Source organism: Paenibacillus glufosinatiresistens (genome assembly GCF_031470375.1).
GTDB classification, from domain to species: domain Bacteria; phylum Bacillota; class Bacilli; order Paenibacillales; family Paenibacillaceae; genus Paenibacillus_AQ; species Paenibacillus_AQ glufosinatiresistens.
This window is the reverse complement of record NZ_JAVFHT010000003.1, coordinates 205,013-218,278: the sequence shown is the minus strand read 5'-3', so window position 1 is coordinate 218,278 and position 13,266 is coordinate 205,013. Positions and strand designations below refer to the sequence as shown.

General features: G+C 56.9%; 13 protein-coding genes. 2 read left to right on the top strand and 11 right to left on the bottom strand.

Annotated elements, in window-relative coordinates; all coding sequences use genetic code 11:
- Window positions 1–38: 38 nt before the first annotated feature.
- The 7 genes from RBI05_RS05975 to RBI05_RS05945 all read right to left on the bottom strand — a co-directional run bounded on the left by RBI05_RS05975 (window position 39) and on the right by RBI05_RS05945 (window position 7,867).
- Window positions 39–851, bottom strand: coding sequence for a TIGR01457 family HAD-type hydrolase (locus tag RBI05_RS05975; RefSeq protein ID WP_310550413.1), 813 nt, complete (start codon window positions 849–851; stop codon window positions 39–41).
- A 185-nt stretch (window positions 852–1,036) separates the two neighbouring features.
- Window positions 1,037–1,984, bottom strand: a complete 948-nt coding sequence (gene rnz, locus RBI05_RS05970; protein WP_310550412.1) for a ribonuclease Z — start codon at window positions 1,982–1,984, stop codon at window positions 1,037–1,039.
- Between the two features lie 158 nt (window positions 1,985–2,142).
- Entirely contained in the window at window positions 2,143–5,580 is a 3,438-nt protein-coding gene (metH, locus tag RBI05_RS05965; protein ID WP_310550411.1) for a methionine synthase, read from the bottom strand.
- 139 nt (window positions 5,581–5,719) lie between these two features.
- Complete coding sequence (locus RBI05_RS05960) at window positions 5,720–6,505, bottom strand: HAD family hydrolase (RefSeq protein ID WP_310550410.1); 786 nt, start codon at window positions 6,503–6,505, stop codon at window positions 5,720–5,722.
- Window positions 6,506–6,538: 33 nt separating this feature from the next.
- Window positions 6,539–7,057, bottom strand: a complete 519-nt coding sequence (locus RBI05_RS05955; RefSeq protein WP_150457339.1) for a hypothetical protein — start codon at window positions 7,055–7,057, stop codon at window positions 6,539–6,541.
- Between the two features lie 53 nt (window positions 7,058–7,110).
- Window positions 7,111–7,317: a DUF896 domain-containing protein gene (locus tag RBI05_RS05950; protein ID WP_150457338.1), complete on the bottom strand. Its 207-nt coding sequence runs from the start codon at window positions 7,315–7,317 to the stop codon at window positions 7,111–7,113.
- Window positions 7,318–7,471: 154 nt separating this feature from the next.
- Window positions 7,472–7,867, bottom strand: coding sequence for a LysM peptidoglycan-binding domain-containing protein (locus RBI05_RS05945; protein WP_310550409.1), 396 nt, complete (start codon window positions 7,865–7,867; stop codon window positions 7,472–7,474).
- A 186-nt stretch (window positions 7,868–8,053) separates the two neighbouring features.
- On the opposite strand from RBI05_RS05945, the gene lexA reads away from it, so the two are divergent.
- Window positions 8,054–8,680, top strand: coding sequence for a transcriptional repressor LexA (gene lexA / locus RBI05_RS05940; protein WP_150457336.1), 627 nt, complete (start codon window positions 8,054–8,056; stop codon window positions 8,678–8,680).
- Between the two features lie 214 nt (window positions 8,681–8,894).
- The gene (locus tag RBI05_RS05935) at window positions 8,895–9,137 is read left to right on the top strand and encodes a hypothetical protein (protein WP_310550408.1); all 243 of its coding nucleotides are present in this window, start codon (window positions 8,895–8,897) and stop codon (window positions 9,135–9,137) included.
- A gap of 117 nt (window positions 9,138–9,254) precedes the next feature.
- On the opposite strand, the gene RBI05_RS05930 is transcribed toward RBI05_RS05935, so the two are convergent.
- The 4 genes from RBI05_RS05930 to RBI05_RS05915 form a co-directional block, all read right to left on the bottom strand.
- Window positions 9,255–9,971, bottom strand: coding sequence for a cupin domain-containing protein (locus tag RBI05_RS05930; RefSeq protein WP_310550407.1), 717 nt, complete (start codon window positions 9,969–9,971; stop codon window positions 9,255–9,257).
- A gap of 126 nt (window positions 9,972–10,097) precedes the next feature.
- A complete protein-coding gene (gene glnA, locus RBI05_RS05925) occupies window positions 10,098–11,426 on the bottom strand; it encodes a type I glutamate--ammonia ligase (protein ID WP_310550406.1) in 1,329 nt (442 codons plus the stop codon).
- 27 nt (window positions 11,427–11,453) lie between these two features.
- On the bottom strand, window positions 11,454–11,864 hold the full coding sequence (locus tag RBI05_RS05920) for a MerR family transcriptional regulator (protein WP_150457332.1): 411 nt from the start codon (window positions 11,862–11,864) through the stop codon (window positions 11,454–11,456).
- 85 nt (window positions 11,865–11,949) lie between these two features.
- Window positions 11,950–13,203, bottom strand: coding sequence for a methionine gamma-lyase family protein (locus RBI05_RS05915; protein ID WP_310550405.1), 1,254 nt, complete (start codon window positions 13,201–13,203; stop codon window positions 11,950–11,952).
- Between the last annotated feature and the right edge of the window lie 63 nt (window positions 13,204–13,266).

Below are 13,266 nucleotides of genomic sequence, written 5' to 3'. Positions count from 1 at the left end.
CTTCGATTGTTGTCCTCCGGAAAATGGCTCGTGCAGATTCACAGGTTCAGCAGTACAGCCAGTTCTTCCAGGTCGCTGCAAATATAATCGGGCTTTACGCCCGCTTCTTCCTGATACCGTTCCAGATTGCTGCTGTTCGTTATGCCCGTCAGCACCAGAATCGAGGTACAGCCCGCATGAACGCCTGCGGCTATATCCGTCCGCAGGTTGTCGCCGACCATAACCCCTTCTTCCGGCCGGATGCCGAGTCTTTCGGCGGCATAGGCGACAAGCGGCCGATTCGGCTTGCCGATGACCACCGGCTTCACGCCGCTGGCCGCTTCGATCGCCGCTCCAAGCGTACCCGCTCCGGGCATGATTCCGCCGTCGGTGGGAAGCATCAGATCCGGGTTGGTCAGTATGAAGCCTGCACCGGCTTGGATCCACCGGGAGGCTCTGGCCAACGATTCGTATGTAAAGGAACGGTCAATCCCCTGAACGACATACTGGGGCTGATCCTCGGTTACTTCAAGCCCTGCTTCCTTGCAGGCGGACCGCAGCCCTTCTTCTCCCAGTATCGCCACTCTGGCACCCGGGGATTCCTCTGCGATATACCGCGCAGCCGCCTGCGATGAAGTGCAGACTTCCTCCGCCTGCGCTTCAATCCCCATTTCGCGGAGATGGGCGGCTACATCCTCCGGGGTCCGGGAAGAATTGTTGGTCACGAATAAGAAAGGAATGCCGGCCCTCCGAAGCTTCCGTATCAGAGCATCCGCACCGGCGATCATCGTTCCGCCTTGATAGAGCGTTCCGTCCAGATCAATTAATAACCCGCGGACAGGCGCCAATTGGTCCTGTTCCTTGTTCTTCATAAGGAATGGCCCCTTTCCTGCTGTTGTTCATGCATTTCATGTTATTAATATTACAACCCGTTAAATGAGAATCCGGCTCATTCTTCTCATCATTCTTCCTTCGCGCGCTTCCGACAAGACGGTTCAGCAAGCGACAGACCTGTCAATTCCTGCGGTTTCCCGGAAAATAATTTATCCCTACCCGGTCATTTCCCCGCCGGCTTATCCGCCCGCCGCACCACCGGGAAGAGCCGGAACTCCTCGGCCAACAGCGTGTCCGGGAATACCGTCCGCGCCTCGTCCAGCAGCGGCAGCAGATCGTCAAGCACGCTGTACCGCGAACTGAAATGAGTCAGCACCAGTTCGCCGGCGCCTGCCTCCCTCGCCGCTTCCGCCGCCTGAATCGTCGTGCTGTGATGGTAGTCATGCGCCAGGTCGGCCAGATCGCTGGCGAACGTGGCTTCATGGACCAGAAGATCCGCTCCGCGCGACAGCGGCACAATGGCCGGGCACGGGCGCGTGTCTCCCAGTATCGTTACCACTCGTCCCGGCTTGGGCTCGCTGACCACATCCTTGCTGGCGATCACCGTTCCGTCCTCGGTCGTCACATCCAGCCCCTTCTTCAGCCGTCCGTATGCCGGGCCGGGCTTCAGTCCCCATTCGCGGAGCCGCTCGGTATTCAAGCTGCCGGGCCGGTCCTTCTCGGTAATCCGGTAGCCATAGCTGTCAATCCGGTGGTCCAAGAGCGAAGCTTCCACTTTAAATCCCTCATCTTCAAAGATCAATCCGCCGGTATGCTCTACGATATCGAGCTTATAGGGAACACGGGATTGGCTGATGTTCAGCGACACCTCAAGGAACGCCTTCAATCCCGGAGGACCGTACACCGTAAGCGGCGCTGTCCCTCCCTGATAAGCCCTGCTCGACAGCAGCCCCGGAAGTCCGAAGATATGATCCCCGTGCAGATGGGTAACAAAGATTCTCTCCAGCTTCCCCAGGCGAAGCGGCGACTTCAGCACCTGATGCTGCGTGCCTTCGCCGCAGTCGAACATCCAGAAAGTGCGCCGCTCCTCGAACAGCCGTAGGGCAATGGACGTCACGTTGCGCTGAATGCTTGGAACCCCTGCATTCGTCCCCAGAAAATACACTTCCATCGTTCCTCCACCTCCTTTCTCTTAAGCGTTATTTGCTTGCAGAACGACAGAACCTCCCGCGACCGGGAGGTTCCTGTCATCCAATGCATAATCTGCGGGTTCTTAAGGCCGCCCGCTGCTTCGGCCGCTGCTGAAGCGGCGGCCGGGACTCCCGTTCATCAAGCCTTGTCCACGTTGAAATATTGGGCTTCCGGGTGAGCGAACACCATCGCCGATACCGAAGCCTCGGGCTCCATCATGAACCCGTCGGTCAGATGAACCCCGATGTCCTCCGGCTTCATCAGCTTGAACAGCGGCTCCTGATCCTCCAGATCCGGACAAGCCGGATAGCCGAAGGATACCCGGATGCCCTGATAGCGCGCGCCGTGGCGCTGCTTCATGGTCATATCGGCAGGGTCCGGGAAGCCCCAGGTATCTCTCATCATATGGTGCACACGTTCGGCCAATCCTTCGGCCACTTCAAGCGCCAGCGCCTGAACGGCGTGCGAACGCAGGTAATCGCCGTTCTCCTTTAGCGCCTCGGAACGTTCCCGCACGCCGTGGCCCGCGGTCACCACCAGGAATCCGACGTAATCCATGACGCCGCTGTCCACCGGCTTCAGGAAATCCGCCAGGCACAGATACGGTTCCACCCTCTGACGGGGGAACGTAAAGGCATGAAGAATTTCGCTTGGATTTTCCGGGTTGTAGACAAGGATACGGTCCCCGTCGGACTGGGCTGGGAAGAACCGGTACATGGCCTGTGGCGAGATCGTTCCGTCGTCCATCGCTTCCCGGAGCAATTCATCCACCGTCGCCTTCAGTTCGGTCGCACGCGGGTCTCCCGCTGCGAGCAGCGCCTCCGCCGACCCCTTGAGGCCAAGGTGGTGTCCAAGAAGCATCTGCATATTGATATAAGGGATAATATGTCCCAGAGGATAATTTCTCAGTACATGACGGTCCAAGTCCGGCGGCAAGTAGACCGGCGCCTCCTTCGATATGGAGGAGCGCACCGCCCGCGTAAGCGGCGGAAGCTCCGGCTTGGCCGGCGCGGCTGCGGCGGCTTCCGCCTCCGCTTTCATATCCTCGGCCATCCGCTCCCGCTCCTGCGGATTCATCAGCCGGTTGGCCAGCGCAAGACCGTCCATGGCGTCCTTGGCGTACAGCACCATGCCCTCGTACTCGGGGGCAATCCGCGTCCGCGTGAACTTCCGGGTCAGGGCTGCGCCGCCGACCATAATCGGAGCGCCTATGCCCGCATTCCGCAGGTCCTGGGCGGTCGTAACCATCTGCTGGGCCGATTTGACCAGCAGGCCGGAGAGGCCGATGATATCGGCCTTTTCCCGCCGGTATGCTTCAATGATGCTTTCCGGTGGTACTTTTATACCCAGATTGATGATCTGGTAACCATTGTTCGAAAGGATGATTTCGACCAGGTTTTTGCCGATATCATGGACGTCCCCCTTCACCGTTGCGAGCAGAACCCGTCCCTTGATCGATGTCTCGTTCTTCTCCATGAACGGCTCCAGATGGGCGACCGACGCCTTCATCACCTCGGCGCTCTGCAGCACCTCGGCGACAATCAGCTCATTGTTGTTGAACAGCCGTCCGACTTCGGTCATTCCTTCCATCAGAGGGCCATTGATGATATCGAGCGGCGTGTACTTGGACAGCGCCTCGTTCAGATCGGGGATCAGCCCTTCCTTCGTTCCTTCCACGACATACGAAGCCAGCCGCTCTTCCAGCGTCAGTGTGGACAGCTTCTTCTGCTTGACGACCTTCTTCTCCCGGAAGGCAGCGACAAAAGCGGCCAACGTCTCGTCGTTCGTCCGGTAGATCAGCTCTTCCGCCAGGCGCCGTTCCTCTTCAGGTATGGAAGCATAGCGCTCCACCTTCTCCGTATTGACGATGGCATAATCCAGTCCCGCCTTCGTACATTCATACAGAAAAACAGAGTTCAGCACTTCCCGGCCCGCCTCCGGCAGACCGAACGAGACATTGCTGATGCCCAGAATGGTGTGGACACCCGGCAGAGCCTCTTTGATGAGGCGGATGCCGTCAATGGTCTCCTTGGCCGAACCGATATACTGCTCGTCTCCCGTTCCGACGGGGAACACCAGCGTATCGAAGATCAGATCCTCCGGCTGAAGGCCGTAACGGCCTACCAGCAGGTCGTACGAGCGGCGGGCAACCGCCAGCTTGTCCTCCGCCTTGATCGCTTGTCCGGTTTCGTCGATTGTACCGACGACCACCGCTCCGCCGTACTTGTGGAGCAGCGGAACGACACGTTCAAATTTCTCCTCGCCGTCCTCAAGATTAATGGAGTTAATAATTGCTTTGCCCTGGCTGTACTGAAGGGCCAGGTCGATCACCGCCGCATCCGTCGTGTCGATCATCAGCGGAACTTTGACCTTCTTGACGACGAGTTCGAGAAATTTCTTCATATCCTCCGCTTCATCCCGGTCCGGGTCCTGCACACAGATATCGACGACCTGGGCTCCGCCTTTGACCTGCGCTCTGGCGATCTCCGAAGCTTCCTCATATTTGCCTTCCACAATCAGCCGTTTGAACTTGCGGGAGCCCAGAACATTCGTCCGTTCGCCCACCATGTACGGCCGGTTCTCCTGTTCCACGTACACCGGGTCGATCCCCGACAGAGCAGGCGGATGACTTCCGTCCAGCGGGCGCGGCGGGTACGCGGCCATCTCTTTGGCGATGGCCCGGATATGATCCGGCGTTGTGCCGCAGCAGCCGCCGGCAATATTCAGCCACCCCTTCTCTGCAAAACCGGCCAGCTTGCGGGCCAGAGAGTCCGGCGATTCATGATAATTTCCGTTCTCGTCGGGCAGGCCGGCATTCGGATAGCAGCTGACGGCAGCCGAAGAAATCGCGGCCAGCGAACGGATGTGGTCGCGCATAAATTCCGGGCCTGTCGCACAGTTCAGTCCGACCGACACCGGCTTCAGATGCTCCAGCGAAATATAGAACGCTTCGATATTCTGTCCGGCCAGGGTCGTCCCCATCGGTTCGATCGTTCCCGAAATCATCAGCGGCAGCGTTGAGCCTGCCTGTTCCATCGCTCGCGCAATCCCGATGCTCCCCGCCTTGACGTTCAAGGTATCCTGCGACGTCTCCAGCAGCAGCGCATCCACACCGCCTTCTATCAGAGCCTCCGCCTGTTCCCTGTAGCTCTCCACCAGTTCGTCAAAGGTTACTCCTCCGGTTACCGAGAGCGTCTTGGTCGTCGGCCCCATGGCTCCGATAACGTACCGGGGCTTATCGGCCGTGTCGTAACGGTCCGCCGCCGCTCTGGCGAGCGCCGCAGCGGCCAGGTTAATCTCACGCGCGCGTTCCGGAATATCGTATTCCGCCAGAACGACCGAAGTCGCCCCGAAGGTATTCGTCTCGATCAGGTCGGCGCCGGCCTCCAGATATTGCTCGTGAATGTCTTGAATGACATCCGGCCGGGTCAGGACCAGCATTTCATTGCAGCCTTCCAGATCATCTCCGCCAAAATCACTTCCGGCAAGCGGCACCTGCTGAATCATAGTGCCCATTGCTCCGTCAAGAATCAAGATGCGCTGCCTCAGCGCTTCAGCCAAAGTCGGTTTCGCCAATTGTGTGATCCCCCCGAAAAAACATTAGAGTAAGTTTAGCAGAATAAAGGGAATTCGGAAAGTCTCGATCGCCGTTAAGGCCTTCTCCTTCCTCTTGCGAAAAAACCGGCCCCCGAACGGGGACCGGCTTAGCTTATTTCTATGTAGCATCGACCATAGGCAGAAGCTGGGTCAGCGACTGAATTTCATAATGGGGGACAATGTCCGGATCGGACGGCTTGCCGGTACGGTTGATCCAGACTGTGGTCAATCCCGCGGCCAGACCGCCTTTGATATCGGTCGTCAGCTTATCGCCTACCATCAGGCCTTCTTCAGGCCGGATCGACAGCAGCTCCATGGCATGCTTGAAGATCGACACATCCGGCTTGCCTCTCCCGAAGGAACCGGAGACCACGATATGGTCGAAGAAGGAGACCAGCTCCGGCACCCCGTCAAGCTTCTCCCGCTGCAGTGCCGGACATCCATTGGTCAGCAGCAGAAGCTTCACCTTGCCTTTCAATTCGTTCAGGACGGCCAGCGTCTCTTCATAGATGTAGGGACGGCTTCTTCGTTCCGCCGCGAAGCGGGCCGCCAGCTCTGCGGCAAGCGCTTCGTCTTCGATGCCAAGCGAGGCGAGGCCTCTGCGCCACGATTCGGTCCGGTAGGCCGGCGCAAGCTGTTCCAGCTTCCGGAACTCCGGCTGTTCGCCGGCTGTGAAGTTCGCCCACAACGCTTCGAACGGATTGATGCCGATCATCTGCGTAAAAGGAAACGTCTCATACGATTCATACAGACTGCGGGCTTCCCTTCGTACGGCTGCTTCCAGCTCCTCCGGGTCCACCTCGCCGCCTGCCCCCAGACAGGCGTAATGGAAGGCCTCTTCCACACTGCGCTCGTCCCAGAGCAGGGTGTCATCCAGATCAAACAATACGGCAGCTACTGACATCCTCTTCTCCCCTTTTCCCTTCTGTTGTCCCGCCTATTCGCGAACCAGCGTGATTTTGTGCTGTGCGGCGAACGCTTCTACGCCCTTCGACATCGCTTCGATATCATACCGGTTCGTCAGCCGGGCGAACACCCACTTGCCGCGTTTGGACTTCGGCACAATCGTAACTGTCCCGCGCGACACCACAATCTTCCCGATGTCTCCGGCGGCCAGAATACGCTCCCGGTTGAACTTGAAGGTCGAGAGCCGCGAGCGCTCGATCTTGAGGTAAGGACGGCGGAAGAAGATGAGCGCGGCCAGCAGCATATACAGAGCGATGCCGATCCAGTTCCAAGCGGAGTTCACGCCCTCCGGCGTTCCGACGAGTCCGACGAAGGCATACAGAAGCCCCAGGACAAACAGCAATGTCGGGAAAATAATATTGCGTCCCCGATAAATATCGGCCTTCCCCGCAGCCGAAACGGAAGCGGAAGCTCCTTTTCCTTCTTTTTTGCGGCGGGCATTCAGTTGTTTCTGATTGCGTTGTACCATTCTTTCCCATGAGCGGGCCATGCAGCTTCCCCCTAGATTAAATTCAATGCTTCTTATGAAAAAAACGGCCGGGCTCAGCGGGTCTGGCCCGGACCGTCCTTGCCGTTGTCTTCGTCCACAATCTCGATCGATTCCAGCTGCGCGCGGAAATTGCGCCGGATGTTGCCGAGATAGATCTCGCGCAGCCGGCTTCGTTCCGCCAGTTCATCTTCCGTCAGTCCGGTATCCTTCTGCTTGCGGGCCAGCTCATTGATGCGGGCCACCAGTTCATCTATGTCCAATTCGCTTTCCTCCCCTATACGGTTCAAGACTGCGGGCACCTGTCCGCAGCCATGACATTCTAACTGTGCCATGAGAAAAAGAGCTTGTCAAGGCGGCGCCCTGAGAAGCTCTTGGAAGGAACAAGGGGGATATAAATGCGCGGAAGCGCCCGGATTATTCCATCCGGGGCAGCGACAGAATATCGCCGGCCTGGATGCTGCCGTCCTCCAATCCGTTGAGATCTTTAATGGCTTCTACATAGACTACCGTTCGCATGGCTTCAGGCTTATGTTCTCTGGCGATCTCCCAGAGCGTATCGCCATAGGAGACCACAATGCGCTTCTCGGGGGCAAGCGACGAGACCGAATTGGCGAACACACTGCCCACTACCGTAAATCCCGAAACCGTGAGGAGCAGAACAATCATCAAGCTGATCAGGTTCTCACGGGTGAACAGCCTGCGGGACACGGTCAGCGTTCCGGATGTATAGTCAACGATGCCTCTGTGCAGCTCGGAAGGCGCTGCGGGCTTCTCTTCATAAATGCTCCGATATGTACTGTATTTCAACATGGATATCGACCTCCAAACACTTGTTCTTACTTGCAAAAACAATATAACACGAACATGTGTTTTGTTCAACAGGTTTTTCGAACAATTGTTCCCGCAAAAACTGTCGTTTCTTTAGAACTTATGTTTGTGCGAACGGAGGTTCTATGCTATAATTTTCCCATACATTACTAGATGGGGATGATTCCAATGTCCAAGATTTCGAGCCGCCAACTGGCGATTCTGGAATTCATACGCAACGAAGTCCGCAGCAAGGGCTACCCGCCTTCCGTCCGAGAAATTGGCGAAGCCGTCGGCTTGGCCTCCAGTTCCACCGTTCACGGCCATTTGGACCGCCTGGAGAAGAAGGGCCTGATCCGCCGCGACCCTACGAAGCCCCGCGCCATCGAGCTGCTGGGCCAGGAAGAGTCCGAGAACTCGCATCAGTTCGCCCATACGGTTGCCCGTGTCCCTGTCGTAGGCAAAGTCACCGCCGGTCTGCCGATTACCGCAACGGAGAATATTGAAGACTATTTCCCGCTTCCGACCCATTTTATTGGAGAGAACAAAGTATTCATGCTCTCTGTAGCCGGCGACAGCATGATTGAAGCGGGCATTATGAACGGCGACTACGTCATCGTCCGTCAGCAGCAGACTGCCGACAACGGCGATATTGTCGTTGCGATGACCGAAGAAGATGAAGCAACGGTCAAGACCTTCTATAAGGAACGCGACCATATCCGCCTTCAGCCCGAGAACCCCGCGTACGAACCGCTGCGTCTGAACCGGGTCAGCATCTTGGGTAAAGTCATCGGTCTGTTCCGGGATATTCACTGAATCCTGCCGTTTGTCTATCCGGAGCCTTCCTGTCTTAAGGAAGGCTTCTTTATTTTTCCATTCCTTTGTTTCCTTATGGTTCCCGGAACGTATATACCGTTACAGCCGGCCGTTCTCCTTATAAGGAGCCAGCATTTCGGCTATTTCCGGAAGGGAGCGTACGACAAGAATGACAACGACACAGACCATTAGCTATGGGGGAGGTTCCGGTGCATTGGGCGTTCTGTTTTTTCTGATCTGGCTTGTATTTATTGTCATTGGCCTTTATCTGCTCGTTCTGCTGATTAAACTGATGAAGAGAGCCATTGAAGCGCTGGACTTGTATAATTACTCGAAGAATCAGGAGATTCGCCATTCACAGAATGCTTCCTACCTGCGGCCGTATGTCAATGATCCCCCTTCAACCCCGCCTTCGGATTCACCGAATCCCGGTAGAGGCGGACCATCATCTTCTTAAAAGTATCGTACTTGTATCAGGGTGTCCCCTTCTTCACGGCAAGAGGCAGGCCCGCGGAACCTTATCCGCGGCCTGCCTCTCTGCATGTTAACGTTCATGCTTGCCGGTATAGGCAAGTCAGACTCCAGCACCCGGCATCATGGGCATCATTCCGTTACCAATGCCAGGGTATCCGGCCCCTGGATATCCCGCCCCTGCGTGGTGCTGCGGAACTCCTTGACCCGGGCCATAACCGTTTCCCCAGGCTCCGGTCTGCGGGTAGGACTGGGGATAGTAGGCTGCCGGCCAGGCGCCTTGGGCGGCGGAAGGATCGCAGCACAGCGGCGGGCCCAGAATCACCGATTCCGTAATCGGGGATACCGCTTCTGCATATTTTGCCGGATCGATGCAGTAAGCCATATTCATGATCTCCGGCGGCGTACAGCGGAGGAAATCGGAACCGAGAACCACATCAGCCGTCGGCCGATCGAAGATCGTCAGGAAATGCGAGTGCTCCCCAACTCCGACAATCCAGTGGAACCACCCCTTGGGGAACACCGCAACCTGGCCAGGTCTGAGACAGTAGGTCATGCGCTGCTGAGTGAACGGATTAAAGACCGTGGTCTTGACTTCTCCGCAGATTACATAGACCATCTCATTCACGCTCGGATGCCAATGCGGCTGAACCACAAAACCTTTGTCCAGGTGAATACTGAAGAAGCCGTTGACGATAGCCGGGAACTCTTTGCCGAACAGCTCCGTCACATAATTCCGGTCGTCCCGTTTGTAATACAGCGTCACATTGGAGTCGGCGGCCAAGGTCAAATCCGGGGACTGCAGAAGCTCATTGTGCATACAGAAATCTCCATCCTCTCTGGGTAAACGTCTATCCACCATATGCCCAGAGCCGGTAAAGGGTGCAGCCCTCTGCACGCAAAAAATCCCCGGAGCCATTCGGCCCCGGGGATTTCTCCCGCTTCCTTAGTACAGCGTGATGTACTGATTGCGCTCCCAGTCGTGGACCTGGGTACGATAGATATCCCATTCGATTTCCTTCAGTTCATAGAAATGAGCCAAAGCGTGCTCGCCCAGCGCTTCCGTGATGACCGAGCTGCGGATCAGCTCGTTGAGCGCATCCTTCAGGTCGGCCGGGAGGCTTGGGATGCCTTCCTCGATCCGCTCTTCTTCCGACATCACGTAGATGTTCCGGTCGATCGGAGCCGGAAGCTCCAGCTTACGCTTGATGCCGTCCAGACCGGCCTTCAGCATCACAGCCAGAGCCAGGTACGGATTCGCAGCCGGGTCCGGGTTGCGGACTTCGACGCGCGTGCTAAGACCGCGGGAAGCCGGAATGCGGATCATCGGACTGCGGTTGCTCGCGGACCAAGCCACGTAGCAAGGCGCTTCGTAACCCGGCACAAGACGCTTGTACGAGTTGACGGTCGGATTGGTAATGGCGGCAAAAGCGCGCGCATGCTTCAGAATGCCGGCCATATAATAACGGGCGGTCTCGCTCAGGCCGAGCTCGTCGCTCTCGTCGTAGAAGGTGTTGGTGCCGCCGTTGAACAGCGACTGATGGCAGTGCATGCCGGAGCCGTTCATGCCAAATAAAGGCTTGGGCATAAACGTGGCATGGAGGCCATGCTGACGTGCTACCGTCTTCACGACCAGCTTGAAGGTCTGAATCTGGTCGGCCGCCTTGATGGCGTCGGCATATTTGAAGTCGATTTCATGCTGGCCCGGAGCCACTTCATGGTGGGAAGCTTCGATTTCAAAGCCCATTTTCTCCAAGGTCAGAACGATTTCGCGGCGGCAGTTCTCGCCAAGGTCCATCGGCGCCAGATCGAAGTAACCGCCCTGGTCGTTCAATTCTGTAGTCGGGTTGCCTTTCTCATCGGTCTTGAACAGGAAGAATTCCGGTTCCGGTCCGACGTTCATCGATGTGAAGCCCATTTCTTCGGCTTCCTTCAGACAGCGCTTGAGAATACCGCGCGGGTCGCCGGCGAACGGCGTGCCGTCCGGCATGTAGATGTCGCAGATCAGACGGGCGACCTTGCTGTCGGTTACCCAAGGGAATATGACCCATGTGCTGAGATCCGGATACAGGTACATATCCGATTCCTCGATCCGCACATAGCCTTCAATGGAAGAGCCGTCGAACATCATCTTGTTGTCAAGCGCTTTCTCCAATTGGCTGACCGGAATTTCCACATTCTTGATCGTTCCGAGCAAGTCGGTGAACTGAAGACGGATAAAACGGACATTCTCTTCCTTGGCAATACGCATAATATCCTCTTTGCTGTAGCTCACGATACCTCTCCCTTTCAACTCTATATATTATTTATTGAAAAACCTGGACAGTTCTCCCTGAATAAGCGAGACCTGCCCCGGTCTCTTCCCGGAGACCAATTCTTGCTTCAGCAGACGGTGCAGCTGGGAATCGGACAATTCCCTGCGCCTTACCTCCGTATCCGGGGTAATGACCGTCGCTTCTTCGGATTCCTTCGATACGGGATTCATAACCTGCTTGATGCCGGCGATATTGACCCCCTTCTCGATCAGGGCCTTGATCTCCAGGAGCCGCTCCACATCGTTGAAGGAGAACAGGCGCTGATTCCCCGACGTTCGCGCCGGAACAATCAGATTGTGCTGCTCGTAGTAACGGATCTGGCGAGCGGACAGATCGGTTAGCTTCATAACTATGCCTATCGGGAATAAGGCCATATTTCTGCGGATTTCATCGCCCATGACTCATCCAACCTTCCAATGATCTTTTATCTGGTTATCATTGTACATTTCCTTATATGGCGTGTCAATGGCGTGTAAGATTTACTCACAATAATTTACGATTCCGCATCATTTGCAGAGCTTTCATTACTCCGAATTTTACATGGGAATAAGTAAGCCCTCCCTGCATATAGGCAATGTAAGGCTCACGGATGGGCGCATCGGCAGACAACTCCAGGCTTCCGCCCTGAATAAACGTACCGGCGGCCATGATTACAGGATGCTCATACCCCGGCATATCCCACGGTTCCGGAACGACATGGCTGTCCACGGCCGCGGCATTCTGAATCCCCTGGACAAAAGCAATCAGATGCTCCGGTTCATGGAACCGGATCGCCTGAATGAGATCGGTTCGCGGATCCCGCCAGGAGGGTTTCGTCTCGAACCCGCACTGCTCAAATACGGCCGCGGCGAACAGGCTGCCCTTGAGCGCTTGTCCCACAATATGGGGCGCCATGAACAAGCCTTGATAAATGCCGCGGGTCGTACCCAGCATCGCCCCGACTTCACCACCGATTCCAGGCGCCGTCAGACGGTAGGCGGCCCGTTCCACCAGATCCCGGCGGCCGGCAATGTAGCCGCCAGTCTCGGCGATTCCGCCGCCGGGATTCTTGATGAGCGATCCGGCCATCAGGTCGGCGCCGACCTGTGTCGGCTCAAGCTCTTCGCAGAATTCGCCGTAGCAGTTGTCGACGAACACTACCGCGCTGCGGCTCAGGCTTCGGATGCGCTTTGCCATCTCGCCGATCTCCGCCACGGTGAAGGATGAGCGCCAGTCATACCCGCGAGAGCGCTGAATGCCGACGACACGCGTCCGTTCATTCACGGCCTGCTCCACACCCGCCCAGTCTACGCTGCCGTCCGGCAGAAGGGCCACCTCGCGGTAGCCAATGCCGAAATCCGCCAAGGAGCCGGTCCCGTCGCCCGCATGCCCGATTACTTTATGCAGCGTATCATAAGGACGGCCCGTGATATAGAGCAGCTCGTCTCCCGGACGAAGCACGCCGAAGAGCGCCGTCGCAATCGTATGGGTCCCGGAGGCAAAATGCGGGCGCACCAGCGCAGCCTCGGCTCCGAACACATCGGCATAGACCGCTTCCAGCACCTCTCTGCCCCGGTCATTGTATGCATATCCGGTAGAACCGGCAAAATGAAAATCGCTGACTTGGTGGCGCTGGAACGCTTCGATCACTTTCCACTGGTTGCGGTCCACCGTCCGTTCGAGCTTGCGGACCGCTTCCCCGATAACCTGTTCCGCAGCTTCCGCGGCTTGTAAAAGATCCTCTGCAAAGACTGACATCTTCTTCTTCTCTCCTAACCTGTACATCCCATTCTCATAACAGAAAGCGGCAGCAAGCTGCCG

Bases quoted from the DNA above. Each gene is read 5' to 3' on its own strand.
- RBI05_RS05975 (WP_310550413.1), bottom strand. From the start codon at position 851: ATGAAGAACAAGGAACAGGACCAATTGGCGCCTGTCCGCGGGTTATTA.
- rnz (WP_310550412.1), bottom strand. From the start codon at position 1,984: ATGGAAGTGTATTTTCTGGGGACGAATGCAGGGGTTCCAAGCATTCAG.
- RBI05_RS05960 (WP_310550410.1), bottom strand. From the start codon at position 6,505: ATGTCAGTAGCTGCCGTATTGTTTGATCTGGATGACACCCTGCTCTGG.
- RBI05_RS05955 (WP_150457339.1), bottom strand. From the start codon at position 7,057: ATGGCCCGCTCATGGGAAAGAATGGTACAACGCAATCAGAAACAACTG.
- RBI05_RS05945 (WP_310550409.1), bottom strand. From the start codon at position 7,867: ATGTTGAAATACAGTACATATCGGAGCATTTATGAAGAGAAGCCCGCA.
- lexA (WP_150457336.1), top strand. From the start codon at position 8,054: ATGTCCAAGATTTCGAGCCGCCAACTGGCGATTCTGGAATTCATACGC.
- RBI05_RS05930 (WP_310550407.1), bottom strand. From the start codon at position 9,971: ATGCACAATGAGCTTCTGCAGTCCCCGGATTTGACCTTGGCCGCCGAC.
- RBI05_RS05920 (WP_150457332.1), bottom strand. From the start codon at position 11,864: ATGGGCGATGAAATCCGCAGAAATATGGCCTTATTCCCGATAGGCATA.
- RBI05_RS05915 (WP_310550405.1), bottom strand. From the start codon at position 13,203: ATGTCAGTCTTTGCAGAGGATCTTTTACAAGCCGCGGAAGCTGCGGAA.